This window comes from Ruegeria sp. HKCCA6707 (assembly GCF_013033515.1).
Lineage (GTDB): Bacteria > Pseudomonadota > Alphaproteobacteria > Rhodobacterales > Rhodobacteraceae > Ruegeria.
The window spans coordinates 84,595-109,903 of the sequence record NZ_WQEG01000009.1 but is presented as its reverse complement, the minus strand read 5'-3'; the positions used below and the strand labels follow the sequence as shown (position 1 = coordinate 109,903).

General features: G+C 56.8%; 29 protein-coding genes. 13 read left to right on the top strand and 16 right to left on the bottom strand.

The window, feature by feature from the left end; genetic code table 11:
• Window positions 1-22: 22 nt before the first annotated feature.
• Window positions 23-808, bottom strand: coding sequence for an inositol monophosphatase family protein (locus GOW40_RS18355; protein ID WP_171133235.1), 786 nt, complete (start codon window positions 806-808; stop codon window positions 23-25).
• A 96-nt stretch (window positions 809-904) separates the two neighbouring features.
• Window positions 905-1,810 carry a LysR family transcriptional regulator gene (locus GOW40_RS18350; protein WP_171133236.1) on the bottom strand — a complete coding sequence of 302 codons (906 nt, stop codon included), beginning with the start codon at window positions 1,808-1,810 and terminating at the stop codon, window positions 905-907.
• Window positions 1,811-1,906: 96 nt separating this feature from the next.
• On the opposite strand from GOW40_RS18350, the gene metF reads away from it, so the two are divergent.
• Both metF and GOW40_RS18340 read left to right on the top strand, forming a co-directional pair.
• The gene (gene metF / locus GOW40_RS18345; protein WP_171133317.1) at window positions 1,907-2,773 is read left to right on the top strand and encodes a methylenetetrahydrofolate reductase [NAD(P)H]; all 867 of its coding nucleotides are present in this window, start codon (window positions 1,907-1,909) and stop codon (window positions 2,771-2,773) included.
• A gap of 213 nt (window positions 2,774-2,986) precedes the next feature.
• On the top strand, window positions 2,987-3,631 hold the full coding sequence (locus GOW40_RS18340; RefSeq protein WP_254430634.1) for a J domain-containing protein: 645 nt from the start codon (window positions 2,987-2,989) through the stop codon (window positions 3,629-3,631).
• 67 nt (window positions 3,632-3,698) lie between these two features.
• On the opposite strand, the gene GOW40_RS18335 is transcribed toward GOW40_RS18340, so the two are convergent.
• Window positions 3,699-4,217, bottom strand: coding sequence for a YHS domain-containing (seleno)protein (locus tag GOW40_RS18335; RefSeq protein ID WP_171133237.1), 519 nt, complete (start codon window positions 4,215-4,217; stop codon window positions 3,699-3,701).
• A 244-nt stretch (window positions 4,218-4,461) separates the two neighbouring features.
• Between GOW40_RS18335 and yghU the strand changes: the two genes are divergently transcribed.
• Window positions 4,462-5,337: a glutathione-dependent disulfide-bond oxidoreductase gene (gene yghU / locus GOW40_RS18330; RefSeq protein WP_171133238.1), complete on the top strand. Its 876-nt coding sequence runs from the start codon at window positions 4,462-4,464 to the stop codon at window positions 5,335-5,337.
• A gap of 1 nt (window position 5,338) precedes the next feature.
• On the opposite strand, the gene GOW40_RS18325 is transcribed toward yghU, so the two are convergent.
• Together GOW40_RS18325 and GOW40_RS18320 are read right to left on the bottom strand one after the other, a co-directional pair.
• Entirely contained in the window at window positions 5,339-6,127 is a 789-nt protein-coding gene (locus GOW40_RS18325; protein WP_171133239.1) for an SseB family protein, read from the bottom strand.
• Window positions 6,120-6,707, bottom strand: a complete 588-nt coding sequence (locus GOW40_RS18320; protein WP_171101804.1) for a uracil-DNA glycosylase family protein — start codon at window positions 6,705-6,707, stop codon at window positions 6,120-6,122. The genes GOW40_RS18325 and GOW40_RS18320 overlap by 8 nt, the downstream gene beginning before the upstream one ends.
• A gap of 215 nt (window positions 6,708-6,922) precedes the next feature.
• Here GOW40_RS18320 and GOW40_RS18315 point away from each other — a divergent pair, with 215 nt between their 5' ends.
• Genes GOW40_RS18315 through GOW40_RS18300 form a run of 4 tightly spaced genes read left to right on the top strand, consistent with a single transcriptional unit; the run spans window position 6,923 to window position 11,476 of the window.
• Window positions 6,923-7,582, top strand: coding sequence for an ABC transporter ATP-binding protein (locus GOW40_RS18315; RefSeq protein WP_171133318.1), 660 nt, complete (start codon window positions 6,923-6,925; stop codon window positions 7,580-7,582).
• Window positions 7,560-9,125 (top strand): capsule biosynthesis protein, encoded by a 1,566-nt coding sequence (locus GOW40_RS18310; protein WP_171133240.1) that lies wholly within the window; start codon window positions 7,560-7,562, stop codon window positions 9,123-9,125. Before GOW40_RS18315 ends, GOW40_RS18310 begins: the two co-directional genes overlap by 23 nt.
• 5 nt (window positions 9,126-9,130) lie before the next feature.
• Window positions 9,131-9,964, top strand: coding sequence for a 3-deoxy-8-phosphooctulonate synthase (kdsA, locus tag GOW40_RS18305; protein WP_171133241.1), 834 nt, complete (start codon window positions 9,131-9,133; stop codon window positions 9,962-9,964).
• Between the two features lie 15 nt (window positions 9,965-9,979).
• On the top strand, window positions 9,980-11,476 hold the full coding sequence (locus GOW40_RS18300; RefSeq protein ID WP_171133242.1) for a phosphomannomutase/phosphoglucomutase: 1,497 nt from the start codon (window positions 9,980-9,982) through the stop codon (window positions 11,474-11,476).
• A gap of 35 nt (window positions 11,477-11,511) precedes the next feature.
• Here the strand turns inward: GOW40_RS18300 and GOW40_RS18295 are convergent, their stop codons facing one another.
• Window positions 11,512-13,482 carry an AsmA family protein gene (locus GOW40_RS18295; RefSeq protein WP_171133243.1) on the bottom strand — a complete coding sequence of 657 codons (1,971 nt, stop codon included), beginning with the start codon at window positions 13,480-13,482 and terminating at the stop codon, window positions 11,512-11,514.
• A 98-nt stretch (window positions 13,483-13,580) separates the two neighbouring features.
• Here GOW40_RS18295 and rimO point away from each other — a divergent pair, with 98 nt between their 5' ends.
• The gene (rimO, locus tag GOW40_RS18290; protein ID WP_171133244.1) at window positions 13,581-14,978 is read left to right on the top strand and encodes a 30S ribosomal protein S12 methylthiotransferase RimO; all 1,398 of its coding nucleotides are present in this window, start codon (window positions 13,581-13,583) and stop codon (window positions 14,976-14,978) included.
• Window positions 14,979-14,987: 9 nt separating this feature from the next.
• On the opposite strand, the gene GOW40_RS18285 is transcribed toward rimO, so the two are convergent.
• Window positions 14,988-15,344: a diacylglycerol kinase gene (locus tag GOW40_RS18285; RefSeq protein WP_171101798.1), complete on the bottom strand. Its 357-nt coding sequence runs from the start codon at window positions 15,342-15,344 to the stop codon at window positions 14,988-14,990.
• Between the two features lie 524 nt (window positions 15,345-15,868).
• Between GOW40_RS18285 and GOW40_RS18280 the strand changes: the two genes are divergently transcribed.
• On the top strand, window positions 15,869-16,111 hold the full coding sequence (locus GOW40_RS18280; protein WP_171133245.1) for a CDGSH iron-sulfur domain-containing protein: 243 nt from the start codon (window positions 15,869-15,871) through the stop codon (window positions 16,109-16,111).
• Window positions 16,112-16,138: 27 nt separating this feature from the next.
• Here the strand turns inward: GOW40_RS18280 and GOW40_RS18275 are convergent, their stop codons facing one another.
• The 3 genes from GOW40_RS18275 to GOW40_RS18265 all read right to left on the bottom strand — a co-directional run bounded on the left by GOW40_RS18275 (window position 16,139) and on the right by GOW40_RS18265 (window position 17,531).
• On the bottom strand, window positions 16,139-16,390 hold the full coding sequence (locus tag GOW40_RS18275; protein WP_171133246.1) for a DUF6455 family protein: 252 nt from the start codon (window positions 16,388-16,390) through the stop codon (window positions 16,139-16,141).
• Window positions 16,391-16,467: 77 nt separating this feature from the next.
• Entirely contained in the window at window positions 16,468-16,830 is a 363-nt protein-coding gene (locus tag GOW40_RS18270) for a YigZ family protein (RefSeq protein ID WP_171136686.1), read from the bottom strand.
• Window positions 16,827-17,531 (bottom strand): M48 family metallopeptidase, encoded by a 705-nt coding sequence (locus GOW40_RS18265; protein WP_171133247.1) that lies wholly within the window; start codon window positions 17,529-17,531, stop codon window positions 16,827-16,829. The genes GOW40_RS18270 and GOW40_RS18265 overlap by 4 nt, the downstream gene beginning before the upstream one ends.
• Window positions 17,532-17,651: 120 nt before the next feature.
• Here GOW40_RS18265 and GOW40_RS18260 point away from each other — a divergent pair, with 120 nt between their 5' ends.
• From GOW40_RS18260 to GOW40_RS18250, 3 genes are all read left to right on the top strand, one after another.
• Window positions 17,652-17,900, top strand: a complete 249-nt coding sequence (locus tag GOW40_RS18260; protein ID WP_171101793.1) for a hypothetical protein — start codon at window positions 17,652-17,654, stop codon at window positions 17,898-17,900.
• Window positions 17,901-18,017: 117 nt separating this feature from the next.
• Entirely contained in the window at window positions 18,018-18,596 is a 579-nt protein-coding gene (locus GOW40_RS18255; RefSeq protein WP_171133248.1) for a nitroreductase family protein, read from the top strand.
• On the top strand, window positions 18,593-19,285 hold the full coding sequence (locus GOW40_RS18250; protein WP_171133249.1) for an EI24 domain-containing protein: 693 nt from the start codon (window positions 18,593-18,595) through the stop codon (window positions 19,283-19,285). Before GOW40_RS18255 ends, GOW40_RS18250 begins: the two co-directional genes overlap by 4 nt.
• On the opposite strand, the gene GOW40_RS18245 is transcribed toward GOW40_RS18250, so the two are convergent.
• On the bottom strand, window positions 19,282-19,557 hold the full coding sequence (locus GOW40_RS18245; RefSeq protein ID WP_171101790.1) for a DUF1467 family protein: 276 nt from the start codon (window positions 19,555-19,557) through the stop codon (window positions 19,282-19,284). The genes GOW40_RS18250 and GOW40_RS18245 overlap by 4 nt on opposite strands.
• A gap of 4 nt (window positions 19,558-19,561) precedes the next feature.
• On the bottom strand, window positions 19,562-19,966 hold the full coding sequence (gene mce / locus GOW40_RS18240; protein WP_171133250.1) for a methylmalonyl-CoA epimerase: 405 nt from the start codon (window positions 19,964-19,966) through the stop codon (window positions 19,562-19,564).
• Window positions 19,967-20,100: 134 nt separating this feature from the next.
• Here mce and GOW40_RS18235 point away from each other — a divergent pair, with 134 nt between their 5' ends.
• A complete protein-coding gene (locus tag GOW40_RS18235) occupies window positions 20,101-20,814 on the top strand; it encodes a response regulator (RefSeq protein ID WP_171231113.1) in 714 nt (237 codons plus the stop codon).
• A gap of 188 nt (window positions 20,815-21,002) precedes the next feature.
• On the opposite strand, the gene aspS is transcribed toward GOW40_RS18235, so the two are convergent.
• The 4 genes from aspS to GOW40_RS18215 form a co-directional block, all read right to left on the bottom strand.
• Window positions 21,003-22,778, bottom strand: coding sequence for an aspartate--tRNA ligase (aspS, locus tag GOW40_RS18230; protein ID WP_171133252.1), 1,776 nt, complete (start codon window positions 22,776-22,778; stop codon window positions 21,003-21,005).
• 79 nt (window positions 22,779-22,857) lie between these two features.
• Window positions 22,858-23,529 (bottom strand): CPBP family intramembrane glutamic endopeptidase, encoded by a 672-nt coding sequence (locus tag GOW40_RS18225; protein WP_371731867.1) that lies wholly within the window; start codon window positions 23,527-23,529, stop codon window positions 22,858-22,860.
• Window positions 23,526-24,173: an aminotransferase class IV family protein gene (locus GOW40_RS18220; protein WP_171133253.1), complete on the bottom strand. Its 648-nt coding sequence runs from the start codon at window positions 24,171-24,173 to the stop codon at window positions 23,526-23,528. The genes GOW40_RS18225 and GOW40_RS18220 overlap by 4 nt, the downstream gene beginning before the upstream one ends.
• Window positions 24,128-25,261, bottom strand: coding sequence for an aminodeoxychorismate synthase component I (locus GOW40_RS18215; protein ID WP_171133254.1), 1,134 nt, complete (start codon window positions 25,259-25,261; stop codon window positions 24,128-24,130). Before GOW40_RS18215 ends, GOW40_RS18220 begins: the two co-directional genes overlap by 46 nt.
• Window positions 25,262-25,309 lie beyond the last annotated feature (48 nt).

Sequence of the window (25,309 nt, the reverse complement as noted above, 5' to 3'; positions counted from 1 at the left end):
TGTTGCGGATATCCCAAAGGATCTAGTTTCGGATGACTTTCGCGAAAGTATTGAAAATCGGCTCGTTCGCGCAGATCAACTGACCATCGGACAGCACCTCGCCTTCAGGGTCAATGGCTTCAACCAGACCCCCCGCCTCTTTGACAATGATGATCCCGGCCGCGACGTCCCAGGAATTCAGGCCACGCTCCCAGAACCCTTCATAGCGGCCAGCGGCCACATAAGCCATGTCTAGCGCAGCAGCGCCCCAACGGCGAATACCGGCGCAAGCCGGGGCCAGACGTGCCATGTCTTGCAGCGCGGCTGGCAAGTCGGGACGTCCGCCAAACGGAACACCGGTGGAAAAGATCGACTCGATCATGCGGTGACGGCCAGACACACGGATACGCATATCGTTCATCCACGCACCTTCACCTTTTTCGGCAAAGAACATCTCATCCTTGGCAGCGTCATAGATCACACCGGCCACGATTTTGCCCTTGTGCTCCAACGCGATCGAGATGGCCCAATGCGGCAACCCGTGCAGAAAATTGGTGGTACCGTCCAGCGGGTCAACGATCCAGCGGCGTGTCGGGTCTTCTCCGTCCTGGCCACCACCTTCTTCGCCCAACCAGCCATAGGTCGGGCGAGCACCTAGCAATTCTTCCTTCAGGATCGCCTCGGCGGCAATATCGGCCTTGGAGACAAAGTCGCCCGCACCTTTTGACGAAACTTGCAGGTTTTCGACTTCGCGAAAATCCTTGACCAATGAGCGCCCCGCTTTGCGCGCGGCTTTGATCATGATGTTGAGGTTAGCACTGCCTACCATTGTCAAAAGGCTCCTGTCCGGTCAAACCGCGCGTATACTGATGCATCGCGCCGTTGCCAAGAGGAATGATGCGCATAGCAGACCCGCGTTTTGCGACTATTGCGCTTGCAGCTTCCGAGCCTCGGTTCGGGCCAGTTTTACCAGCTCTTGCACAAAAGGCTTTTCAAGATCCTCGCTGCGCACTGCAGCATAAAGCCTGCGGGTAATGCCGTCGGCGGTCAGCGGGCGCGTGACATAATCCGAATTGTATTTGACCTCACGCACAACCCAGTCGGGCAGAACCGAAATCCCGCGATTTGAGGCCACCAGCAGAAGGATCACCGCGGTCAATTCGACCTGCCGGATCGAGGCAGGTTCCACCCGCGCAGGTATCAACAACTGGCTGAACACATCCAGACGCGTACGTTCCACCGGATAGGTGATCAGGGTTTGGCCGCGAAAATCCTCGGCTTCGATATAGGGTTTCTCAGCCAGCGGATGCGATGATGCGGCAACAAAGACCGCATTATAGTCAAACAGCTCGACAAATTCGACGCCCGGCAAGTCTTCGGGGTCGGATGAGACAACAAGATCGACATCTTCTTTCTGCAGCGCAGGCAAGGCGTCAAAAGCAAGGCCCGGCCGAATATCGACGTCTACGTCGGGCCAGGATTTGCGGAACCCCTCAAGCACCGGAAACAACCATTCGAAACAGGCGTGGCATTCGATGGCGATATGCATCCGGCCCGTGCGCCCGTCGCGCAGAGACGAAAACTCATGTTGCGTGGCTTCGACCTGCGGCAGGATCTGCTCCGCCAATCGCAAAAGGCGCAGCCCCGCGGCCGACAGCTTCATCGGCTTTGACCGGCGCAGAAACAGCTCGACCCCGGCTTGATCCTCTAAGCCTTTGATTTGATGGCTCAAAGCGGATTGCGTGATATTCAACTGATCCGCCGCGCGCGCGAGCCCGCCACATTCGTGAATGGCCTTGATGGTTCTAAGGTGACGGAACTCGATATGCATATTGCACGTAACTCATGTTATTCTTGAGGAATATGAGTTTGTCTCACAGAGAAACGCGTGGCACAAGAGGCATGTTCCGTTGTCTGCGAGGCCATTATGTCCAAACCCGAGATTTCCTTTGAGTTCTTTCCGCCCCAGTCCCTGGAGGCGTCGTTTCGGCTTTGGGATACAGTCCAGACGCTGGCCCCGCTGGGTCCCCGGTTTGTTTCGGTTACCTATGGCGCAGGCGGGACAACGCGAGAGTTGACACGGGACGCGGTGGCCACATTGCACAAATCCTCTGGATTGAAGGTAGCAGCGCATCTGACTTGTGTTGACGCATCGCGTCAGGAAACGCTGGAGATCGCTGACGGGTTTGCTCGCGCCGGGGTTCAGGACATCGTGGCGCTCAGAGGTGACCCGCCGAAAGGACAGGACAAGTTCGAGCCACACCCTGACGGGTTCGCCAATTCGGTGGAACTGATCTCTGCGCTGGCGGAGACCGAGATGTTTTCGATCCGCGTTGGCGCCTATCCCGACATTCACCCCGAAGCGCGCGATGCGCAGGCTGATGTGGATTGGCTGAAGGCTAAACTGGATGCGGGCGCCGACGAGGCTTTGACGCAATTCTTCTTCGAAGCCGAGACCTATTTCCGGTTCCGCGATGCGTGCGAGAAAGCCGGGATCGACAAGCCCATCGTGCCGGGCATCCTGCCCATCGAGAACTGGAAAGGTGCACGGCGCTTTGCCCAGCGCTGCGGCACCAACATCCCGGTTTGGGTCGAACAGGCATTTGAGAAGGCTGTGCGCGACGACCGCGAAGACCTTTTGGCCACAGCTCTGTGCACCGAACTGTGTTCGGATCTGATCGACGGCGGTGTCGATAAGCTGCATTTCTATACACTGAACCGCCCCGAACTGACGCGGGATGTGTGCTTTGCGCTTGGCATCACACCGCAAACTGAATTGCAAAACGTCGCCTGAAAATCCACCACCTCACAAACCCCGGTCGCACCCGCTATGCGGGTGCGATCTGGCGTTGCAGGCACCAAAATCCACAAAAAGGTAGACAATGGGCGGCAGCGATTGCCATTGTCAGGAATTTAGGGCCAATCCTTTGTAAAATTTGACAAAAACGTGACCAGTGTAAAAGTAGGCTCAGTGTAATGAGTACGAGTTTTTTTGAGTATGGAGCCAATGACGACAATAAAGGCTCGGTCCGATGCTCTGTTAGAGCTGGGCCTATCAGCAAACGCAACCGCGCGGGATATTCGTGAAGCATGGCGTAATGTCGCGTTTCACGAACATCCTGACCACGCGGGCGGCGACTATTCCGAGTTTTCAAGGGCCAAAGCTGCGTATGATTTCTTGCGCGAACAAGGATTAACCACAGCTTCCCGACCCCAAACAAAGAAACCGCGCCGCCCACAACTGCGTAAGCGTGTGGTTGAATTGACAGCAGAAGAAAAAGAGACCTGCGATACTCTGTTGCGCAATGAGCGCGCGCTTTCTTCAGACAGGCTCAACTCAGCCGATAATGGGATTTGCGCATCGTGTGACCATCTGCCTGACGCCATAGGCTGCCACGGGCGCGACTTGACTTATTTCGTGCCGACCCCGGTGCGCGAAGGCCAGAACCGTGTGGCCCTGCCCATTTCTGTCCTGTCCGGCGCGCGGAATGCTGACCCTCAGATCGTGACCTTCAAGGCCAAGAGTGCAGGACAAGGGGAAATTGTTGTTCCCGACAATATCCGCGAGCGAAAGTTCCCTGGTGCGCGCAGTGTCCGCATCAGGTTCAACGCGGACGAACAGATGCGCGACTCGTTCTGGCTTGCCAGCTAGACACCACTCGCGTCGAATGAAAAAAGCCCGGCCTAATAAGCCGGGCTTTTCTGTGAGCGGTGGATGATCAGTTGGCGATTGGGCCTTCAGATGTCCATTTCGGAATAACGCTGGTTGAAGCTGCGTCGCCTTCAAGGCCAGGCCAGTTGCCTTCAGCCAGATTGATGTTGCCGGGAACATCCTCTTCCCAGAAGCCCACAACAACATCAGTGATATTCAGGTAGAGTTTGTCGTCGACAATCCGCCACAAGTTCGGATTGGCAGGTACTTTGCCACCTTTCGAAACCCCATAAGCGCAGTGGCCGTCATATTGGGGGGCATAGTAGGCAGGATTCTCCAGAAACTTGTCGCGGTTCTCGGCGCTTGCGAAAGCCCAAGTCGCGCCGTTGTACTCGGCAGTGTAGTTCGAGTTTCCGCGCACTGGTGCTGGCTGCGAATGGCCTACAGGAACCTGGTCGAGGGAGCGATAAGCCACAACATCATAGCCCGACACGGCAAAACCTGTACCGTCGATATACTGTTCACCAGCGAAAGCCGGCAGGGCAAAGGCCACCGCTGCGGCAAAGCTCAGGGCAAAACGTTTCATGTGATATTCCTCTTGTCCTTTGGATTACGGGGCACCCGGGGGTCGGGCTTGGTAACAGAATAGGCGATTCTGCGATCCAGCGTAGTAGTCCTCGCGCCGCTGTGACATCGGACGAGTAAATGTGAGCGCAGCAGCGGCCTTTGTTACAAAATAAGGATGAATTGCGGGGTTGGACTCGGGCATTTGCAATATTAGCTGTGATGGCAACGGCATTTTGTCTGCGAACGCGCGAGAAAGGCACGAGATGAGCGACGATACCACCTATACCCCTCCGAAGGTTTGGACCTGGGACAGCGAGAGCGGAGGGCGTTTCGCCAATATCAACCGGCCGATCGCCGGGGCGACACATGACAAGGACCTGCCGGTGGGCAAGCACCCCCTGCAGTTGTATTCTCTGGCAACGCCAAACGGCGTCAAAGTGACGATCATGCTGGAAGAGCTGTTGGCGCTTGGACATACTGATGCGGAATACAATGCCTGGCTGATCAATATCGGTGAAGGTGATCAGTTCGGATCAGGTTTTGTCGAAGCCAATCCGAACTCGAAAATTCCCGCGCTGTGGGATCGTTCGGGGGACAGCCCTGTTCGGGTCTTTGAAAGCGCTTCAATCCTGTTCCATTTGGCCGAGAAATTTGATGCGTTTTTGCCTGCCTCAGGCCCTGAACGCACCGAAGTTATGAACTGGGTTTTCTGGCAGATGGGCAGCGCGCCCTACTTGGGTGGTGGTTTTGGTCATTTCTACGCCTATGCGCCCGAGAAATGGCAATACCCGATTGACCGCTTTGCGATGGAAGCCAAACGGCAGCTTGATGTGCTGGACCGTGAATTGGCCGACAAGACTTATATCGCTGGTGAAGACTATACCATTGCCGATATGGCGATCTGGCCCTGGTATGGGCAATTGGTGCTGGGCCGCCTCTATGACGCGGCAGAGTTTCTTGACGTCACATCCTACAAAAACGTTATGCGTTGGGCTAAAGCCATCGACGCGCGACCGGCTGTCCAACGTGGACGCATGGTGAACCGCGCCTTCGGAGAGCCGCATACCCAGCTGCACGAGCGTCACGACGCCAGCGATTTTGAGACCCGGACTCAGGACAAGCTGGAACCGACGGAATAGCTTATCGCAGGATCGGGGGCCGCTGCGGATCACTACCCGGAGCGGCCCGTTCCAACTGCGCAGCCTGTGGTTGTGGCAGGTCGAACCGCAACCCAACCTTGGCCAATGCAGCGGTTTGCGGCGCGTCGGGCTCGAAAAAGCCAACATCCAGCACACCCGCTTCGATCCCTGAGAACGTCAGCACCTCGGACACGGCTTGCGTCAGCGCCGGTTTGGCCTGTTCCACGGCAGCAACAAAACCCAGCAGATGGCCCTGCCCTCCGTTTTCCGTTTTTGTACCCACTAAATAGGCTGTTGCAGCCAAACCCGCTGCGGTCGCAAGCTTGGTATCCAACGCGGTCAGCAGCGCTTCGGGCAAACCGGCCGGTGGTAGAAATTCTACAACCGTCTGTTGAAGCTCTTCAGGAACGTTCTGAAGTGTCGCCGACAACCACGATAACGCTTCGGAGGGGATCAGCATCGAAGAAGGCGCGGTATCCAGATTAAGCCCCAATCCGATCCCCTGCCCCTCAAGCATCTGCGCCAATACGCGCCCAGACAGCGCGATATAGGGCACCGGGTGCCCCGCGAACTGAGCCAACCTGTCCTCGCGGTCGAACACGAGTACGAACCGACCGTCCGCGACATCAAAGAGTTCGGGAGAAACGTTCTCGCCCTTCGCTTCTTCGGTCAGCATCAGGAACAATTCGCTGTCGGCCAAACGTTCGAAAAACCGCAATCTGGCGGCATCATCGTCGGGATTGTCTTGCATCTTGCTATGCGCAAGATCCAGTGCAGTTGTCTCAGCCATCAAGAACCTCTTTGACACGGGCCCGCAGTACCGGCAGCAGATCCGCCTCGAACCAAGGGTTTTTCTTTAGCCACCCCGTATTGCGCCAAGAGGGATGAGGCAAGGCAAAGACGCGCGGCGCATGAGCGCGCCAATTGCGCACCGTCTCGGTCACAGCCGTTTTTGCACCCAGATGATATTTGTGCGCATGGCCACCCACCAGAACCGTCAAAGGCACGTTGCCCAGCTCGGACATGACGCGGTCATGCCATGTGGTCTTGCACAGCGGTGGTGGTGGCAGGTCGGCACCTCTGTCGTTGTAACCCGGAAAACAAAAGGCCATGGGCACAATCGACACGCGAGACCGGTCATAGAACACCTGCTGGTCGATCCCCAACCAATCGCGCAACCGATCACCAGACGGATCGGTGAAGGGCCGGCCTGACTCGTGCACCCGCGCACCAGGTGCCTGCCCCGCGATAAGCAAACGTGCCCGGGGCTGGAACCAAACGACAGGGCGCGGCTCATGGGCTGTTTCGGTCTTTGCGAACCGGTCAGCGCATAAGCGACACGCCGATATTTCGTCCGTCAGTTTGGTCATATATTTCCGCGCTGGTCTGGAACAGTTCACATCGACATAGGCGTCAGATCATCGAAATCAAAGCTTTAACACAAGGCAAGCTGATCACACCTGGTGTGAACTTGCCCTTGGCGCATTGATCATTTGTTTCATAATTCGGCATACTGTCGCCAAAGTCGATCGGTGGCGTGCATGCCAACAATCCGGTGCGGCGCAGAAAAATGAGCAGTTCGCAAATGCTGGAATTTGAAAATGTCAGCAAGTCTTTCTGGACCGGGACACGCCGCAAGGTGATCCTGGATCAGGTGTCTTTTCGGGTCGAGCTTGGTCGTTCGATCGGCATACTCGCGCCCAATGGAACCGGCAAAACCACTCTGATCAACATGATGGCAGGACTGGAAAAACCTGATGAGGGCGTGATCCGCCGTGACTGTCGTGTATCCTTTCCGATGGGATTTACCGGTGGCGTCGCCAAAAAGCTTTCGGCGCTGGAAAACGCGCGATACATCGCCAAAATCTATGGCATGGACCCAGATTATATCGAAGCCTATTGTCGTTGGCTGTGTAACCTGGGTGAATATTTCGACCAACCCTTGGGCACCTATTCGACCGGTATGCGCGGGCGTTTTACCTTTGCGTTGATGCTGGCGCTGGATTTCGACATGTATCTGATCGATGAAGGCATGCCCGCGTCGACCGATGTGGAGTTCAACAAAAAAGCAGGTGACATTCTGCGCGAACGTTTGCGTACCACCACGATGGTGATTGTCTCGCACAATCCTGAGGTGCTTGAAAAATTTGCGCAGCAAGCTGCGGTTCTGCTGGACGGGCAGCTTTACGTGTTTGAAACCCTGGAAGAGGCAAGACAGTTATATGACTACCAAACCCAAGGTTAACAAATACAGCGCCAAGCGAACGCCGCAAGGATCTGGCACGGCCGAGGCCCGCTCGAAAGCCATGGCCAAAATTCGCCAGGCGACACAAGACCAGGCAAAGGGCGACCCGTCTTCCGACATAGAAAAAATCAAGAACGAAGGACTAACCGGTCGCCAACTACGCGTTGCAAGACGGCTGGCACAGAAACACGGGCTGGACGCGCAATCCGATTTTGAAGCGGTCAAATTGCTACGAGAAATGGGAATTGATCCCTTTCAGCGTGCCAACTTGTTGGATCTGGCGGCAAATGACCAAACGGGCCCAAGTTCGACAGCTCAAGAGAATACCAAAATTCAGCTACCGCAAACCTTTGACGAAAAATCGAAGTCCGTGACCGGGCTGGAACTCAGCCCAGCTCAGCGACGTGAATATGAGATTGGTCAGATACAGAAAGATGTTGCGCGGCGGCGACGGCGCAAGCTTGTCGCGCTGTTCATGCGTCTCGCGGTGTTCGTGTTTATCCCGACCTTTGTGGTGGGGTACTACTTTTACCGTGTGGCGACGCCGATGTATGCCAGTTCGTCGGTCTACCAGATCGAAACGGCCGAAGGCGCAGGCGCTGTTGGCGGGTTTCTGACCGGCACACAATATGCAACCGCGCAGGATACGGTTGCCAGTCAGGAATTTCTGGAATCCAAGGACGCTTTGGTACGTCTTAACCGAGACATTGGGTTCAGCGAAGTTTTCAAACAGGACTGGATTGATCCCGTTCAACGCTTGTCACCCGATGCTACGCTTGAGGAAGAGCACAAGCTTTACCGGAAAGTGGTCACCATCGGTTATGATCCGGCAGACGGGATCGTGCGGATGGAAGTTGCAACGCCAGATCCTGAGTATTCAGTCAAAGTGTCACATCGGTTGATTGAATATGCGGAAGAAACGCTCAACAATCTATCAGAATTGAAACGCAATGATCAGATGCGCGATGCTCTCAAGAGTTTTGAGGATGCCGAGGAAGCGCGCAGGCGCGCACAAGAGGATCTGATCGAGCTGCAATTGCAAGGGGCCATCCTGGACCCGCAAAGCGTAATTGCCAGCCTGCGCGCCCGTAGCGACCAGGTGGAAATTCAATTGCAGGACAAGGAATTGGAGCTGGCCGCCCTGTTGGACAACACCCGCCCGAACCAAGCAAAAGTCGATGGTGTCAGCCGCGACATCGCCCGGCTTGAGGCTGTTCTGGCGGAGCTCAACGCCGAAATGCTGGACATGTCGGCAGGCGAAAACTCGCTGGCGCGATTGAGTGTGCGGATTCAGATGGCTCAGGCCGATCTGGCCGCGCGCGACATGATGCTGCAATCGGCCATGCAGCAAGTGGAAACAACCCGGACCGAGGCCAACCGGAAAGTGCGGTATCTGACCGTATCGGTGAACCCCGTGGCCAGCCAGGAACCCACATATCCGCGTAAATTCGAAAATACGATTTTGGCATTCCTTCTCTTTGCTGGTATCTACCTGATGATCTCGCTTACTGCGTCGGTCCTTCGTGAACAGGTATCCTCGTAAGACACATGAAACATGTAAAAATCGCTGACCTTACGGTTGGCAACGATCTTCCGCTGACGATCATCGCGGGCCCCTGCCAGCTGGAAACGGCTGACCATGCCCAAATGATTGCTGGTACAATGAAAGAAGCCTGCGCCGCTGCGGGCGCGCAATATGTGTTCAAAGCCTCATATGACAAGGCCAACCGCACATCCCTTTCGGGCAAACGCGGCATGGGCATCGATGCGGGCCTCAAGGTGCTGGACGACATTAGTCGCACCATGGGCATCCCGGTGCTGACCGATGTTCATACCGAGGCGCAATGCGCCGTTGCCGCTGAGGCGGTCGATGTTCTGCAAATCCCGGCTTTCCTGTGCCGCCAGACAGATATGCTGCTGGCAGCAGGCAACACCGGCGCCGTGATTAACGTCAAGAAAGGGCAGTTCCTGGCGCCTTGGGAAATGCCCAACATCGTGGCCAAGATCGAAAGCACCGGAAACCGGAATATTCTACTGACCGAACGCGGAAGCTCATTTGGATATAACACATTGGTGGCGGACATGCGCTCGTTGCCGCAGATGGCCCAGACCGGTTATCCTGTGGTGATGGACGCCACGCATTCGGTGCAACAACCGGGTGGGAAAGGCGGATCTTCGGGTGGACAGCGTGAATTCGCACCTGTCATGGCGCGCGCTGCAGTGGCGATTGGCACGGCGGCTGTGTTTATCGAAACCCACCAAGATCCCGACAATGCCCCCAGCGACGGACCAAACATGATCTACTTGGACCAGATGCCTCAACTTGTTGACACATTGATGCAGTTTGATGCGCTGGCCAAAGCGAATCCAATTCAAATTTAACGATTGAGAAGAGTTATGATGAAACCCATCCCCGAGGTGACCCCCAACACCTGGAGCTTTCTGCGCGACCCGATGATCAAACCCACCGGGTTTCGCGAATACGATGCGCGCTGGAAATACCCTGATGAGATCAACCTGCCGGGCATGACAGCGCTTGGCCTTGGTCTGGGCACCCAGATGCACAAACGCGGCATCGCTCCGGTGATTGCAGTGGGCAATGACTATCGCGACTATTCCCTGTCGATCAAAAATGCACTGATCGTGGGCCTGATGCAGGCGGGTATTCAGGTCAAGGATATCGGCCCGGCGCTCAGCCCGATGGCATATTTTTCCCAGTTCCATTTGGATGTGCCCGCAGTGGCCATGGTGACCGCCAGCCATAACCCCAACGGTTGGACCGGGGTCAAGATGGGTTTTGATCGTCCCCTGACTCACGGCCCGGATGAAATGTCGGAACTACGTGACATTGTCCTGAATGACGAAGGTGTTGCCCGTGACGGCGGATCTTATGAGTTCGTGGATGGCGTGAAAGAGGCCTATATCGACGATCTGGTTGGGGATTTCAAAATGTCCCGCCCACTCAAGGTGGTTTGCGCCACGGGCAACGGCACCGCCTCGGCCTTTGCGCCCGAGATCTTTGAGCGCATGGGCGTTGAAGTTGTGCCCAGCCATAATGAGCTGGACTATACCTTCCCCAACTACAATCCAAACCCCGAGGCCATGGAAATGCTCCATGACATGTCGGACACACTGAAAGCCAGCGGCGCGGATCTGGCGCTTGGCTTTGACGGTGACGGCGATCGCTGCGGCGTTGTCGATGATGAGGGCGAAGAGATTTTTGCCGACAAGGTTGGTGTCATCATGGCGCGCGATCTGGCAAAGCTGCATCCCGGTTCGACCTTTGTGGCGGATGTGAAGTCAACCGGCCTGTTTGCCAGTGACCCGGAACTTCAGGCTCTTGGCGTCAAAGCGGATTACTGGAAAACCGGCCACAGCCATATGAAGCGCCGGGTCAAGGAAATCGGCGCGCTGGCCGGGTTCGAGAAATCGGGCCACTACTTTTTGGCCGAGCCCATCGGGCGCGGATATGATTGCGGGATGCGAGTAGCGGTTGAGATCTGCAAATTGATGGACCGCAACCCAGACAAAAGCATGTCGGACCTTCGCAAGGCGCTGCCGAAAACATGGTCGACCCCCACCATGTCGCCCTATGCCGCTGATACTGAGAAATACGACATCCTTGCCCGGCTGGTCGAAAAGCTGGTGGCCAAAGCGGATGCGGGCGACAGCTTTGCGGGGCGTGCTATCAAAGAGGTGGTCACCGTCAACGGGGCGCGTGTCATTCTGGACAATGGCAGCTGGGGCCTGGTGCGTGCATCCTCGAACACGCCCAATCTGGTTGTGGTCTGTGAAAGCAGCGACAGCGAAGACGAAATGCGCGCCATCTTTGCCGAGCTTGATGCGGTGATCCGTACTGAACCCGGCGTTGGCGACTACGACCAAACCATCTGATTCAACGATCGCGGCAGGGCAAAACCCTGCCGCGCTCAATCCCCGCCAAAGAGCTTCAGCAGACCCTTTTTGGCCTCGTCCTCCAGCTTGTTTTTGAGGGCATCACCGATCTGATCCGTATCGGTAACTTCGGTATCCAACTCTTTACCAACTTTCTTGAGAACTTGGTTCTTGGCGTCGTTTTCAAGATCTTTCAGCTCGGCCTCGGCCGCAGCTTCGATCACTTTGGTCAGATCGGGTTTGATCGAAGGACTCTCCCATGGGCCTTCGATCCGTACTGGAACAGAAATGCCCTTGCCGGAATTGGCCCGTAAGGCAACCGGCGTAAACAGATAGTCGATGTCACGTTGTGCCAGCCCAACGCGCCCCGATCCATCGGCACGGAAATTATCCAGTTGCATCAGCAGGTCGTCATTTCTCAGGTTGCCGTTCTTCATCGTAAAGCTTGCGGTCAAACTGTTGAATACGGTCGTGCCGCCTGTCCCTTCTCCGCGGCCCATCAGCCGATCCAGATCAAAGCCCGAAATCACACCGCTGCCTACGTTGATATTCCCCTCACCACTCAACGAACGCATGATCTGGTTTTCGTTCTGACCGACGCCCAGGAATTTCAGTCTGCCGGATGCCGTGCCTGACAGGCGTTCAATCCCGCCCAGAGCAGACAGCGCTTCTTGCAGATTGATGCCGGTCGCCGTCAGGTCGCCACCAACCGAAAGGCCGTTTCGGTTATTTGCCACGACCTGACCATTCAACGTCCCAGAGAACAAAGTTGCGGGCTGCATCTTCAGAACCGCACGCGAATTGCTGAGGTTCAGCCTCAGATCGCTGGGCCCTAACGTCAGGTCCGGCACAGCAATCGAGTTCGCCTTGAGGCGAACAGATCCATTTGCCAACGCCAATGCCGACGCATCAATCGGTGCTCTAGACCATCCCGTGCTCGCGCTCGCCCCACCGCCGCCATTTCTGCCACTGCTGCCAGTACTTTCAGAGGCAAGTGCTTTAGTCAGGTCCAGATCGCCTGAATTGATCTGCGCGGTCACTTTGGGCGGCGACGAGATTTCTATGTCGGCCTCACCGGTCATTTGATTATTGTCCAGCACTGCTACCATATCCCGCAGCGCAATGCGTCCGTCTCGCGTATAGGTCATGTGCGCCGAGATTTCGGCCTTTCGACCAAGCCCGTTCGGAATGGAAACCCCTTTTTGACCAAACGCGGCCAACATCCTTTTTGTGTTGCGCGAGACCACCTGGGTTTCGCCATCCATCTCTCCGGCCAGGTTCACCCGTCCATCAAAACTGATCTCGCCGCCCGGAGCTTTCAGCGCGATTGTTAACGGGGTCACCACACCGCTGGAAAACGCTGGCAGATCCGGGATTGTGAGGTTTACGTCCACCGACCCTCCGGGAGCGGCCATGCTGGCTGACATCGCCATGGGGGCAGTGACATCCGGCCAGCTCGCCGACAGATCGACCCCCGAGAAGTCCATTTGAACCACACCATTGTCCACGTAAACCAGTCGCGCATTGGTCAGTTCAAGCTGATCGAGCGTGACCGCAGAAGGGTTCGCAGAGGGTGATCCACCACCGCTGCTGCTCCCTGTACTCTCTGCGGAAGAAACCGCTGGCGTATTCAGCTCCCAATTGCCGCGCCCATCCGACAGCTCAAGACGCAGCACTGGATTGTCGGCAAAGACGCGTTTGATCCGCAATTGGCCATTGATCAAGGCGGCGGCATCTAAGCCAATATCAAGACTTTCGGCGCTTAGCATCGGCTGCGGTCCGGCCCAGGGTGCGTTGCTGAAGGTAACCGCCCCAGCTGAGATACCCAGAATTGGCCAGAAGGTTATTCCCACGTCACCAGATATCGTCAGGTCGCGCCCGGTCTGGGCTTTGACTTGCTCGGTCAAAATGGCGCTCAACTTGTCCTTGGGCATCAATAGCAATGCGCCGATGACCAGGCCAAAAGCCGCGATAACAAAGAAAAGAATTCTTATCAGCCATTTCATGTTGTGCCACCTGCCTGCTCGGTCAGATTGTTTTGCCTTAGTCATCCTTGTGCGCGGAGCAATTGCAAGGGAAAGCTTTCCCTACTATACGCCGCAGCATGAGCTCGAACCCACCCAATCTCCGCCCCGACCTGGCCCCTGCGGCCCAGATCACCGACACGCCGCGTCGTGGTAAGCCGACCCTTGGCATGGTGTCGCTTGGCTGCCCGAAGGCCTTGGTCGACAGCGAACGCATTTTGACGCGCCTGCGTGCGGAAGGGTACGGCATTTCACCCGATTATTCAGGGGCCGATGCCGTGATCGTGAATACCTGCGGGTTTTTGGACAGCGCCAAAGCGGAATCCTTAGACGCGATTGGCGAGGCTTTGGCCGAAAACGGCAAGGTAATTGTCACAGGTTGTCTGGGGGCAGAGCCGGATTACATCCGCGAGCATCACCCCAAAATTCTCGCCGTTACTGGGCCACATCAGTATGAACAGGTTCTAGATGCGGTGCATTCGGCCGTTCCGCCCGATCCTGATCCCTTTATCGACCTGATGCCGTCTTCTGGCGTCAAGCTAACACCGCGCCATTACAGCTATCTGAAAATCTCGGAAGGCTGCAATCACAAGTGCAAGTTCTGCATCATCCCCGATATGCGCGGGAAACTGGCCAGTCGACCGGCCCATGCGATCCTGCGTGAGGCCGAAAAGCTGGTCGATAACGGTGTGCGCGAGTTGCTGGTGATTTCGCAAGACACCTCGGCCTACGGTTTGGACCGTAAATACGATGTGAACCCGTGGAAAGATCGCGAGGTGCGCAGCCATATTACCGATCTGGCGCGCGAGCTGGGTCAGTTCGACGCCTGGGTCCGTCTGCACTATGTCTACCCCTACCCGCATGTGCGAGACCTTATCCCTCTGATGGCCGATGCCAGATGCAACCTGCTGCCCTATCTGGACATTCCATTTCAGCATGCGCACCCGGATGTACTGAAACGCATGGCCCGCCCTGCGGCTGCGGCCAAAACTCTAGACGAGATCGCCGCGTGGCGGGCGATCTGCCCTGACATCACTCTGCGCTCGACTTTTATCGTTGGATATCCTGGTGAGACAGAAGCCGAGTTTCAGACCCTTCTGGATTGGATGGACGAGGCGCAGCTGGATCGTGTCGGCTGTTTTCAATACGAAAATGTCGCGGGCGCGCGGTCAAATGACCTGCCTGATCATGTTCCCGATGAGGTCAAACAGGACCGCTGGAACCGGTTCATGGAAAAGGCGCAGTCCATCTCCGAGGCTAAATTGGCGGCCAAGGTGGGTCAGACGTTACAGGTGATCGTGGATGAGGTCGACGACGAGGCCGCAACCTGCCGGGCAAAAGCTGACGCCCCCGAGATCGATGGCAATCTGTTCGTGGATGAAGGTTTCGAAGATTTGAAGCCCGGCGACATGCTCACTGTCGAGGTGGACGAGGCCGGCGAATACGACCTTTGGGGACGCATCGCGAACGATACCTGAATAGTATCGTCACAAGAGGCCAACCACCGCTACGATCCAGGCGACCCCTGCAGCAATCGCTGTCAAAGCGACCGCAGCACTTGCCGCGTCCTTCGCCTGACCCGCAAGCGGATGATGATCCAGAGAGGTGTGATCAACGGCGCGTTCGATGGCAGTGTTGAACAGTTCGGCGACAAGAACCAGGATACCCAAGACAAGGATCAACGCACGCAGGGATGGGCTGACGGGAAGCACCAAGACAAGAATTACCGAAACGAGATTCAACCAAATCCACGACCTGAAAGAGTGTTCATCGGCATAGGTTTTCACCAGCCCTTGCCAGCTCCATCTGGTTCTATCCCTTAGCCGTGAAAAAAAAGTCTGCATGCGCTCATCCCCTCAAATGTGTGGGCATTATGCGCAGTGAACCCCAAAAGACCACTCCGTTGGGGAACGAAGAATTGCGTGAGGTCGCGGGCGACCCATAGTCGAGTCGCCCGTCTTTGAGGTTACTGGGTAACCGGGTTACATACTGTTTGGCCAGCCTGGGTTGTGGCCAGATCGTAACCTGCTGGGCAACTGGCTGTCCCGGCTTTGTCAAAAGTTGGTTGAACATACACGGGAGCGGGCTCTTCTTGCTGAGCACAAGCAGCCAGAACTAATGCAGTGGCACAAATTGCAGCGAATTTGGGTTTCATGTCCGTCGATCCTTATTACTTTCCTGATATTGCCCGGTTTTTCAGGGCTGATTTCAGGATACGTCTGGGATTCCGCGCTGGCAACTATAACAATCACGAATTCGTGAATATGGCGAATACGCGCTAATTCTCGACGCATCGGATTGTGCTACCCAATTGCATTCTCTGCACTAAACTGTGGAAAAGACATCAGCCAGTGAACGGAGAAGCCAAATGTCAGACACACCGCATATTGCCCAGAAAGCCCCGCTTCCTATCGAAGTGACCGAGGGAAAAACCTATTTCTGGTGTTCGTGCGGCAAATCTCCGAACCAGCCCTTTTGCGATGGCTCGCACAAAGGAAGCGGGTTCGAACCGCTAAAATATACGGCTGAGGCAGACAAGAAGGTGTTCTTTTGCGGATGCAAACACAGCAAGACACAGCCGCTTTGTGACGGATCGCACAAAGATCTTTAGCGAAGCCGCTGATGGAATTTGCCTGTTCTAGCCCGTTAGCCGTTCCAGCAAATCTTTGTTCCGGCAATAGTCCGGGGTATGAAACGCCGATGAAGTTTCTGCCAGAAACGATTGGCAGTGACCGGGGTTGGGGCACTGCGTGCATCTGAGTACCGCATCCGCGATGTCACCGAATTCCAACTCCCCGCGCAATGTCGCCTCTTCCAGGTCAACACCCAGCGTGCTGGCCATGTCATCTACCAGTTCAGCATGGCGTTTCAGTGTCTGTCGGTCGGTCATTGCGGTTCCCCTTGTCTGTTCGCACCGATAGCTACAGCCTAGCGGGCCGGGACTTGCACGCTTTGATTCAGGTCAAGTCAGCTTTTGAGGTTATCCAGGTAGGCCCGCGTCGCGTCCTGTACCCGCCGAAACCGGTCTCCACCAAGCTTTTTGCCACCGTACCATCGGGTTACAACGATCACATGGTTTGACAGATCTTCGCGCTGCATCATACGCAGGATGACCATCGCCGCACCTGCCTCACCATCATCGGCCTTGAGCGCCCCAGTGGGTAGCATGGCGGCCCAGGTGTTATGAGTGGCTTTGGCATAGGCCTTGTCACCTTTCGATTCAGCAAGCAAGGCATCGACATCCTCGCGGCTGGACACAGGCCCGCCACTGACCGCGTATTTCGATCCCCGATCGCTAAGAACAACACCCAGCTGGGTTACTGTGCTCATCGGACCAAGCCCAGTGAGCGGGCGGCTTTCAAAACCGCCTCTTCGCGTTCGGCATTGGGGGGATGCGAGGCCAAAAATTGATCGCCGGGGTCTGGGATGCGCTGAAAGAACGCCATTCCGATCAGGGGATTGTAGCCGGCGGCATAGGTAATGTTCACTCCCATCCGATCAGCTTCAAGCTCGAACTGCTGCGCATAGCTTTGCGCCCCGACATTTGCGCCAATTTCCTGCGCACGTTCTATCCCTGCGGCGTTCTCACCCTGATCACGTGCAATATCGCCAAAGATTCTGGCACTTTCCTGCACGTTCTGCCGCTGCCTGTCGATATGGTCCAGAATATGATGCGCAGCCTCATGCCCCATCACAAAGGCCATTTCCTGATCGTTCTGCGTGGCTTCCAGCATCGCTCGGGTAAAAATGATGATCGGCCGACCCATCTTGTCGCGCGTCTGAAAGGCATTAGCCTGCGCCCGTGGGTTCGGATCGACAAAAACGGCAAAGTCACAGTTTTCATCCGATGAAGCGCGCAAACACTCGCGCCTGGCCGCTCCTCCAACCGCACGGCTTACCTCGGCAAATTCACGCGCTTTGACCTGAAGCTCGGGTGAACTTGGCCGCCATTCCGCAGCCGGTATCAGTACAAGAGTGGATGTGTCACAGGCCGCAAGCACAAAAGCCAGCAACAAAGCCAGACGACGCATTCCGTTTCCTTTCGCTCGACCCATTCGGCAGATCAACATAGCGCGGCCAATTCGGGGCGGCCACTCCATATTCTGTAATCCCGGGTTGCATTGCCGAAATTCGAGCGGCACTGTGCCCATATGTTTTCGATTGAGCATGAATTCGACTCGACGGTCGTCACGCTGGTGGATGAAGGCCCAAAACCCTTGCAAGAGGATGTGGTCATCAACAGCTTTGCCGAATGCGTCACGATCGAGCAATTGGACCCGCGCACAGATACGATGCAAAAGATCACCCTGTCCGTCGAACAGGTCAGGGACCTGGCCGCTGCGCTGGACCTGCCAGAGGGTGTGTATCAGATACGGGAAACTGACGCGCAGGGCGGCTAAGACCGCGTGCAAAACGATAGACAAGCTTGCGTTTTCGCATCTTTGCAACCTCTTTACCCTTGAAACCCTGCATAGCCCGGCCAACATATGTGCGGGCCATGTAAAGAAAGTTAACATATGTCATTGAAGAACCCTGCCGCACTGGAATTTCTGCAGATGCGCCGGTCTCGTCCTGCCAAAACACTGGTCGCCCCCGCGCCCACCCGGGAAGAGCTGTTGCCATTGCTAACCGCAGCTGCGCGCAGCCCCGATCATGGCAAGCTTGAACCTTGGCGGTTTATCGTTCTCGAAAAAGGCGCAATGCCACGATTGGCACAATTGACCGAAGAACGCGCGATTGCTTTGGGCAAGACCGAAGAAGAGATTACCAAAGCCCGCAGCCAGTTCGATCTGGGACAGCTAGCGGTTGCTGTGATCGAGGTGCAGAAGCCTTCAGAAAAGATCCCTACCCTGGAACAGACCTATTCCGCCGGCGCGGTGTGTCTGGCCCTGCTGAACGCAGCATTAGCTGCAGGTTGGGGCGCGAACTGGCTGTCGGGCTGGCAATCCCATGACCGCACATTCTGTCAGCAGGCATTGGGGTTGGCAGAAAACGAACGCGTTGCAGGCTTCATCCATATCGCCACAGAAAGCGTCGCCCCACCCGAACGCCCACGCCCAGACATAGCAGCTCTGACACAGTGGGTTTCCGAATGACCATCCTAAACGCGTTTTTCGCGGCCTTGGGTCAGATTGGCGATCCCAGATTTCGCTCGGTTCTGCTGCGGGGTGTAGGACTGACCATCCTACTGCTCGTTCTGTCCTGTGCGGCCGCGATCTGGGTGATCAATAAATTGGCCGGGAATGAGATTTCCCTCCCCTGGATTGGTGCGGTGCCTTGGTTGAACGACCTGCTGAACTATTCAGGCATCGTCTTTGTGCTGATCCTGCCTATCTTTTTGATGGTGCCCGTAGCCTCGGCGATTACGTCGATGTTTCTCGACGAGGTCGCTCAGGCCGTCGAAGACCAGCACTATCCGTCCTTGCCAAAGGTTCCCGGTGTCTCTTTCGGGGACGCGCTGTCTGACAGCTTGGGCTTTTTGGGCGTGTTGATCCTGGCCAACCTTTTGGCCCTGGTGCTTTACGTGGTTTTCACACCGCTGGCACCGTTCATCTTCTGGGCCATGAACGGGTTCTTGCTGGGTCGCGAATACTTCACCCTCGCCGCGATGCGTCGGATCGGGCGGGTCGAAGCCCGAAAGCTCAGATCAAAACACGCCACGACGATTTGGGTTGCCGGAACCTTGATGGCGATCCCGTTGTCGATCCCGTTTGTAAACCTGGTCATTCCGATCATGGGCGCGGCCACATTCACCCATATCTACCACACCCTCTCGCAACGCTAGTCGCGGGGCTCCAACTGATTGAGCCAGTCGAAATCCCGCACCGAGATCACACCTGAGATGATGATCCCGGCGATGATGGCCCACAAAACAATAGTGATACCGGTTGTGATCCACAGCTTTTTGCGCATGTGATGGATTTCGGGCGCCCCCGCATGGGTGCCCGGAACGATGTCGCCTAGATCGCCTTGGGTCTTGATCCGAACCGGCAGCACGACCAGAAGCGTCAGGAACCAGATGACGGCAAACAAAACCAATGCGGCGGTGATCGTCATAGGCTCAGACCTCTTCCAACTCGACCAGACAGCCGTTGAAATCCTTTGGATGCAGGAACAGCACGGGCTTGCCATGCGCACCGATCTTGGGCTCTCCGGTCCCCAGAACGCGTGCCCCGCTGGCTTTCAGTTGGTCACGGGCTGAGATGATGTCTTCGACTTCGTAACAGACGTGGTGAATGCCGCCTGACGGGTTCTTTTCGAGGAAACCGTTGATCGGGCTGTTTTCGCCCAATGGATAGAGCAGTTCGATCTTGGTGTTGGGCAATTCGATGAACACAACGGTCACACCGTGATCGGGTTCATCCTGCGGTGCGCCAACCTTTGCACCCAACGCATCGCGATACTGCGCCGAAGCCGCCTCGAGGTCTGGGACAGCAATGGCAACATGGTTCAAGCGACCGATCATGAGTAGTCCTCCGTACTGCGTTACAGCGGTTATGGGGGCAGTCAGACCAAAGGACAAGTGCGCCAAATCGCCCGTTAACCTCGTATCAGCCAGGATTTCCTAGCGTAAGGCATCTGCTGATTAGGAGTTCTGCCATGGTCGATTCGGACCCTCTCGCCACCCCTGCTGCCACAGCGCTGCGGCCCTTGCTGGGCCAGACCATTCTGGTGGTCGAAGACAGCCGCTATGCCTGCGACGCGATCCGCCTGATGTGCCTGCACAGCGGCGCGCGCATCCGAAGGGCCGATTGTTTGCGCTCTGCACGGCGTCATTTGCAGATCTACCGCCCCTCTGTGGTCATCGTTGATATCGGCCTGCCAGACGGGTCTGGGACCGACCTGATTGCCGAACTGACCCACGCCGTACCCCGTGTCAGCGCCATTCTGGGCCTGTCCGGTGACGACGGCGCAAGTGAGGCGGCGCGACGGGCCGGGGCCGACGGGTTTCTATCCAAACCCCTGACATCACTGGCCTATTTCCAAAAGACGATCCTGGAACTTTTGCCAGAAGATCGCCGCCCAAGCGGGTTGCACAATGTCCGAGACGAGCCCATCCGCCCGGATTGGCTGGCCTATCAGGATGATATGGCCCACATCTCGGACATTCTTGCGGGTCCCACGGTTTCACGCGCGCTGGACTACGCGGTGCAGTTTCTTCAGGGCGTCGCCCGCGACGCCGAAGATCAGATTTTGGCCGAGGCAGCAGAACAACTCGCCGCATCGCGGGCCAAAGGGGCTCCGGTCACGGCGATGGCGGCGCGCGTCGCTGGGCTGGTCCAGAACCGCCTAGAGCGGCAGGAGGCGATCTGAGGTGATCACTGCCTATTTCATTACCGCCAGCTTGCTTAGTCTTTGGGCGTATAGTCGCACCCGGTCGTCAGCAAGTAGCATTCGGGACAATCGGAAATCTGTGGACATTGAAATACGCTGACTCGGGCCGGGGGCCAGCGTATTCCGTATTTCGCGAAACGGTCCGCTTTTCGAGCGTCAACCGATGCCTAGTCCTGCGGAATAACGCGCAGCCCCAGCTCCATCAATTGATCCGAGGTCGGGTTTGAGGGCGCATCCATCATCAGGTCTTCGGCACGCTGGTTCATCGGGAACATCATGACTTCGCGGATGTTCGCCTCATCCGCCAGCAGCATTACGATACGGTCGATCCCCGCAGCGCAGCCGCCGTGCGGCGGCGCACCATAATGAAAGGCATTGAACAGCGCACCAAAGCGGGATTTCACCTCATCCGCGCCGTAGCCCGCCAGTTCAAAGGCTTTCAACATGATCTCTGGCTTGTGGTTCCGGATTGCACCTGACACCAGCTCGTACCCGTTACAGGCCAGGTCATACTGATAGCCACGAACGTCCAGAGGATCACCGTTCAGCGCCTCCATCCCGCCTTGAGGCATCGAGAACGGGTTGTGTTCGAAATCGATCGCACCGGTTTCTTCGTCCTTCTCATAGATCGGGAAATCCACGATCCAGGCAAAAGCGAACCGGTCTTTCTCGGTCAGACCTAGCTCCTCACCGATCACATCACGGGCCTTGCCCGCCACCTTTTCAAAGGCTTTCGGTTTGCCACCCAGGAAAAACGCTGCATCACCAACACCCAGACCCAGCTGTTGCCGGATCGCTTCGGTCCGCTCTGGGCCAATGTTCTTGGCCAATGGACCGGCGGCCTCCATCCCGTCGCCCTGATCGCGCCAGAAGATATAACCCATTCCGGGCAGGCCTTCTTGCTGCGCAAACTTGTTCATCCGGTCACAGAACTTGCGGCTGCCGCCACCCGGCGCAGGGATGGCGCGGATCTCGGTGCCGTCCTGCTCCAACAGCTTCGCGAAGATCGCGAAGCCAGACCCGCGGAAGTGGTCGGAGACCACTTGCATTTTAATAGGGTTCCGCAGGTCGGGCTTGTCACTGCCGTACCACAGCGCCGCGTCCTTGTAGGAAATCTGCGGCCAGTCCTGATCCACCTTGCGGCCACCGCCAAACTCTTCGAACACGCCGGTCAAAACCGGCTGGATGGTGTCAAACACGTCCTGCTGCTCGACAAACGACATCTCAAGGTCAAGCTGATAGAAATCGGTGGGCGAGCGGTCGGCGCGCGGGTCTTCATCGCGGAAGCAGGGCGCAATCTGGAAATATTTGTCAAAGCCCGACACCATAATCAGTTGTTTGAACTGTTGTGGTGCCTGCGGCAGCGCATAGAACTTGCCGGGATGCAGGCGCGAAGGCACCAGAAAATCGCGCGCGCCTTCGGGCGAGGATGCCGTGATGATCGGCGTCTGATACTCGCGGAACCCTTGATCCCACATGCGTTTGCGCATCGAGGCTACGACGTCAGACCGCAGGGTCATATTGCGTTGCATCGCCTCGCGGCGCAGGTCCAAATAGCGATATCGCAGGCGGGTTTCCTCGGGGTATTCCTGATCGCCGAAGACCATCAGCGGCAGTTCATCCGCCGCGCCCAATACTTCAAGCTCACGCACATAGACCTCGATCTCACCCGTGGGCAGTTTCGGGTTCACAAGCTCAGGATCACGCGCCTTGACGGTGCCATCGATGCGGATACACCATTCCGAGCGAACCTTTTCCAACTCGGCAAAGGCTGCGCTGTCGCCGTCACACAGAACCTGCGTCACACCAAAATGGTCGCGCAGGTCGATGAACAGCACGCCGCCATGATCTCGGACCCGATGCACCCAGCCAGACAGGCGAACGGTTTCGCCGACATTGGCGGCGGTCAGAGCGGCGCAGGTGTGGCTGCGATAGGCGTGCATGGATCATATCCCTTCGGGCGCAGAATTCGTCGCGCCGATACACCCTGTCAGGCTTGGAAAGTCAAGGCGGGTCGCGGGATCAAAACGGCCTTTGCACGTTGCCGGAATAGAAATAGATGCCCAGACCAACGGCAAAGATGATATTCCCCGCGATCGCGTGCAGCAAAACCGCGTAAAAGAATGAGCCGCGTTTGCGATAGGCCCAACTGAACAGCAGCCCGCCCGCAAAAGTCATCAGCGCCACGATCCAGCTCCAATACATCAGGTGCGCAAAGGAAAAGACCGCCGCATTCAGCAGATCGGCTTTGCGCCCCTTGGGCAGAATGGCGTGGTAGCGCCGGAAAAAGAGCGGCCGGAACAGCAGCTCTTGCGGCAATGCGGACAAAAGCGGGTAGCCGACCCAGATAAAGGCCAGCATTTCGGGCCGGTGTTTGAGCAGGAAAAATGCAGCATCGGGCCGGGTGAGATAGATCAGCACTGTACAGAAAGCAGCAATAACAAGGGCGAACACCCCCAACTCTGCAACCGACCAGTTGGCCCAGCCATAGCGCAGCTCGGCCCAGGCAAAACCCGGCGTGGCGTGCAGCAGAACGATTCCCAGGCCTGTGAAGGCAAAGAGCGCCGGAAACATCCAATCAGGTGGAAAGAACACCGCAATTACCAGGGGTACCGCGATGAAGAACAGACCAAACTCGAACCGCAGCCGCGTCATCGTGGCCAAGGGCTCTGCCATAGTGTCGTTTTTGCTCACAGGTTCACCATCTCTACCGGGATCAGGCCGCGCAAAGCGTTCCCCATGAATACGGCTCGGGCCTGTTTCAGATCAGTCAAAGTCAAAACCGCCTCGGCCCATTCGTCGTTTTCCAGCAGTTCTTCCCGCAGAATACCTGGCAGCACGCCACTGCTTAGGGACGGAGTCAAACGGGTTCCATTGGGCATTTCAAGAAACAGGTTGGTGATCGTGCCTTCGCAAAGTTCACCACGTTCGTTCAGAAACAAAACCTCATCAATGCCCTTCGGCAGCGTCGCGCGCACCTTGTCATAGAGAGATCGCCGCGTGGTTTTGTGGCGCAGCCACGGGTCCTCTGACTGCAAGCGTGTTTGCGCAAGAGCCAGCCGCCATATGGAGGCAGTATCTGCAAGGGCAGCGGTAGTGAGCTCGAAATGGCCTGAAACATCCATGGTTAAACGGCACCGCAATGGCGCCTCGCCTGCGATCCGATCCAGCATCGCCTGCGCAGCATCCAGGTCAAAGGTTAAGGACAGAACCTTCGCCGTGCGCGCCATCCGCGCGAGGTGCATGTTGCCTCTGATCACCCCCTGCCTAGGACGAAACGCAAAGGTTTCGATCAGGCGGAAATCAGGCTCAGTTGGCGCGCGAAGCGGGCTTTCCATAGCGCCTCCTCATATTCTGATGTGGCTGTGCTGTCCCAGACCAGACCGCCGCCGACGTTCAGCGTTGCCTGGCCCTTTTCAACCATCAATGTGCGGATCGCCACGTTGAACTCCGACCGCCCATCCGGCGCGGCCCAGCCGATGGTGCCGCAATAGATATCGCGGGGCCAGGGTTCCAGATCAGACAGGATCTCCATCGCGCGGATTTTGGGCGCGCCGGTGATCGACCCGCAGGGGAATAGTGCTGTTAAGATGTCCGACAGCCCTATGCCGCGACGCAATTGTGCCTGCACAAGCGACACCATCTGATGAACGGTCGCGTAACTTTCCACCTTGAACAGCTCGGGCACAGTAACAGATCCGGCCAGCGCAATACGGCTGATATCATTGCGCAACAGGTCAACGATCATCAGGTTCTCGGCCCGGTTCTTTTCGTCGCGCCCCAAAAAGGCGCGGCGGCGCTCATCTTCAACCGGATCGTCACTGCGCGGTTGCGTGCCCTTCATCGGGCGCGTTTCGATCCGCCCTTCGGCATCTGCGCGGAAAAACAACTCGGGTGAGCGGCAAAGAAGGTCAGGCAATCCGTCTTGTTCGATCAGCACGCCATGACCCACCGGCTGGGACTGGACAAGCGCCGTATAGAGGTCGGCGCTGTGGCCTTTGACCTCAAGGTCAATCGGGAAGGTCAGGTTCGCCTGATAGATATCGCCCGCGCCAATGGCATCGTGGACCTGACGAAAGGCTTTGCTGTACCCTTGCTGATCCCAACGCGGCTTGAACCCGTTGATCTCGCCGAAGTCACCCGAAAGGTCAACGCGGTCCGGCGTATCGAACACACCGAAACACAGCAGCGGCAAGCGGCGTTTTCGGGGTAAGCGCTCGGCGAGCCGTGGCTCCAACACATAACCCAGCTCATAACTGGCATAACCGGCCAACCACGCCCCATCCGCACGCGCCTGATCCAGCGCCGCCAGGGCCTGGGGCACCTCTTGGGCAGAATCCGCACAGATGATCCGTATGGGCTGCGCAAACCGGGTTCCTCGGCCGGCTGGTCCCTGATCGAAACGAATGCGCAATTGCTTCTCCATTTGCCGTGCTGCGCGATATAGAGAAACGCGACGCGAGAAAAGACAGAA

What these genes read in the sequence shown, in the direction of transcription:
- GOW40_RS18295 (WP_171133243.1), bottom strand. Translation starts at nt 13,482, where the DNA reads ATGAAATGGCTGATAAGAATTCTTTTCTTTGTTATCGCGGCTTTTGGC.
- GOW40_RS18250 (WP_171133249.1), top strand. Translation starts at nt 18,593, where the DNA reads ATGACCATCCTAAACGCGTTTTTCGCGGCCTTGGGTCAGATTGGCGAT.
- kdsA (WP_171133241.1), top strand. Translation starts at nt 9,131, where the DNA reads ATGAAACATGTAAAAATCGCTGACCTTACGGTTGGCAACGATCTTCCG.
- GOW40_RS18265 (WP_171133247.1), bottom strand. Translation starts at nt 17,531, where the DNA reads ATGCGTCGTCTGGCTTTGTTGCTGGCTTTTGTGCTTGCGGCCTGTGAC.
- GOW40_RS18335 (WP_171133237.1), bottom strand. Translation starts at nt 4,217, where the DNA reads ATGAAACGTTTTGCCCTGAGCTTTGCCGCAGCGGTGGCCTTTGCCCTG.
- GOW40_RS18275 (WP_171133246.1), bottom strand. Translation starts at nt 16,390, where the DNA reads ATGACCGACCGACAGACACTGAAACGCCATGCTGAACTGGTAGATGAC.
- GOW40_RS18215 (WP_171133254.1), bottom strand. Translation starts at nt 25,261, where the DNA reads ATGGAGAAGCAATTGCGCATTCGTTTCGATCAGGGACCAGCCGGCCGA.
- GOW40_RS18285 (WP_171101798.1), bottom strand. Translation starts at nt 15,344, where the DNA reads ATGCAGACTTTTTTTTCACGGCTAAGGGATAGAACCAGATGGAGCTGG.
- yghU (WP_171133238.1), top strand. Translation starts at nt 4,462, where the DNA reads ATGAGCGACGATACCACCTATACCCCTCCGAAGGTTTGGACCTGGGAC.
- GOW40_RS18220 (WP_171133253.1), bottom strand. Translation starts at nt 24,173, where the DNA reads ATGGAAAGCCCGCTTCGCGCGCCAACTGAGCCTGATTTCCGCCTGATC.
- GOW40_RS18245 (WP_171101790.1), bottom strand. Translation starts at nt 19,557, where the DNA reads ATGACGATCACCGCCGCATTGGTTTTGTTTGCCGTCATCTGGTTCCTG.
- GOW40_RS18350 (WP_171133236.1), bottom strand. Translation starts at nt 1,810, where the DNA reads ATGCATATCGAGTTCCGTCACCTTAGAACCATCAAGGCCATTCACGAA.
- mce (WP_171133250.1), bottom strand. Translation starts at nt 19,966, where the DNA reads ATGATCGGTCGCTTGAACCATGTTGCCATTGCTGTCCCAGACCTCGAG.
- GOW40_RS18320 (WP_171101804.1), bottom strand. Translation starts at nt 6,707, where the DNA reads ATGACCAAACTGACGGACGAAATATCGGCGTGTCGCTTATGCGCTGAC.
- GOW40_RS18235 (WP_171231113.1), top strand. Translation starts at nt 20,101, where the DNA reads ATGGTCGATTCGGACCCTCTCGCCACCCCTGCTGCCACAGCGCTGCGG.
- GOW40_RS18270 (WP_171136686.1), bottom strand. Translation starts at nt 16,830, where the DNA reads ATGAGCACAGTAACCCAGCTGGGTGTTGTTCTTAGCGATCGGGGATCG.
- aspS (WP_171133252.1), bottom strand. Translation starts at nt 22,778, where the DNA reads ATGCACGCCTATCGCAGCCACACCTGCGCCGCTCTGACCGCCGCCAAT.
- GOW40_RS18280 (WP_171133245.1), top strand. Translation starts at nt 15,869, where the DNA reads ATGTCAGACACACCGCATATTGCCCAGAAAGCCCCGCTTCCTATCGAA.
- rimO (WP_171133244.1), top strand. Translation starts at nt 13,581, where the DNA reads ATGAGCTCGAACCCACCCAATCTCCGCCCCGACCTGGCCCCTGCGGCC.
- metF (WP_171133317.1), top strand. Translation starts at nt 1,907, where the DNA reads ATGTCCAAACCCGAGATTTCCTTTGAGTTCTTTCCGCCCCAGTCCCTG.
- GOW40_RS18325 (WP_171133239.1), bottom strand. Translation starts at nt 6,127, where the DNA reads ATGGCTGAGACAACTGCACTGGATCTTGCGCATAGCAAGATGCAAGAC.
- GOW40_RS18315 (WP_171133318.1), top strand. Translation starts at nt 6,923, where the DNA reads ATGCTGGAATTTGAAAATGTCAGCAAGTCTTTCTGGACCGGGACACGC.
- GOW40_RS18300 (WP_171133242.1), top strand. Translation starts at nt 9,980, where the DNA reads ATGATGAAACCCATCCCCGAGGTGACCCCCAACACCTGGAGCTTTCTG.
- GOW40_RS18255 (WP_171133248.1), top strand. Translation starts at nt 18,018, where the DNA reads ATGTCATTGAAGAACCCTGCCGCACTGGAATTTCTGCAGATGCGCCGG.
- GOW40_RS18310 (WP_171133240.1), top strand. Translation starts at nt 7,560, where the DNA reads ATGACTACCAAACCCAAGGTTAACAAATACAGCGCCAAGCGAACGCCG.
- GOW40_RS18355 (WP_171133235.1), bottom strand. Translation starts at nt 808, where the DNA reads ATGGTAGGCAGTGCTAACCTCAACATCATGATCAAAGCCGCGCGCAAA.
- GOW40_RS18260 (WP_171101793.1), top strand. Translation starts at nt 17,652, where the DNA reads ATGTTTTCGATTGAGCATGAATTCGACTCGACGGTCGTCACGCTGGTG.
- GOW40_RS18340 (WP_254430634.1), top strand. Translation starts at nt 2,987, where the DNA reads ATGACGACAATAAAGGCTCGGTCCGATGCTCTGTTAGAGCTGGGCCTA.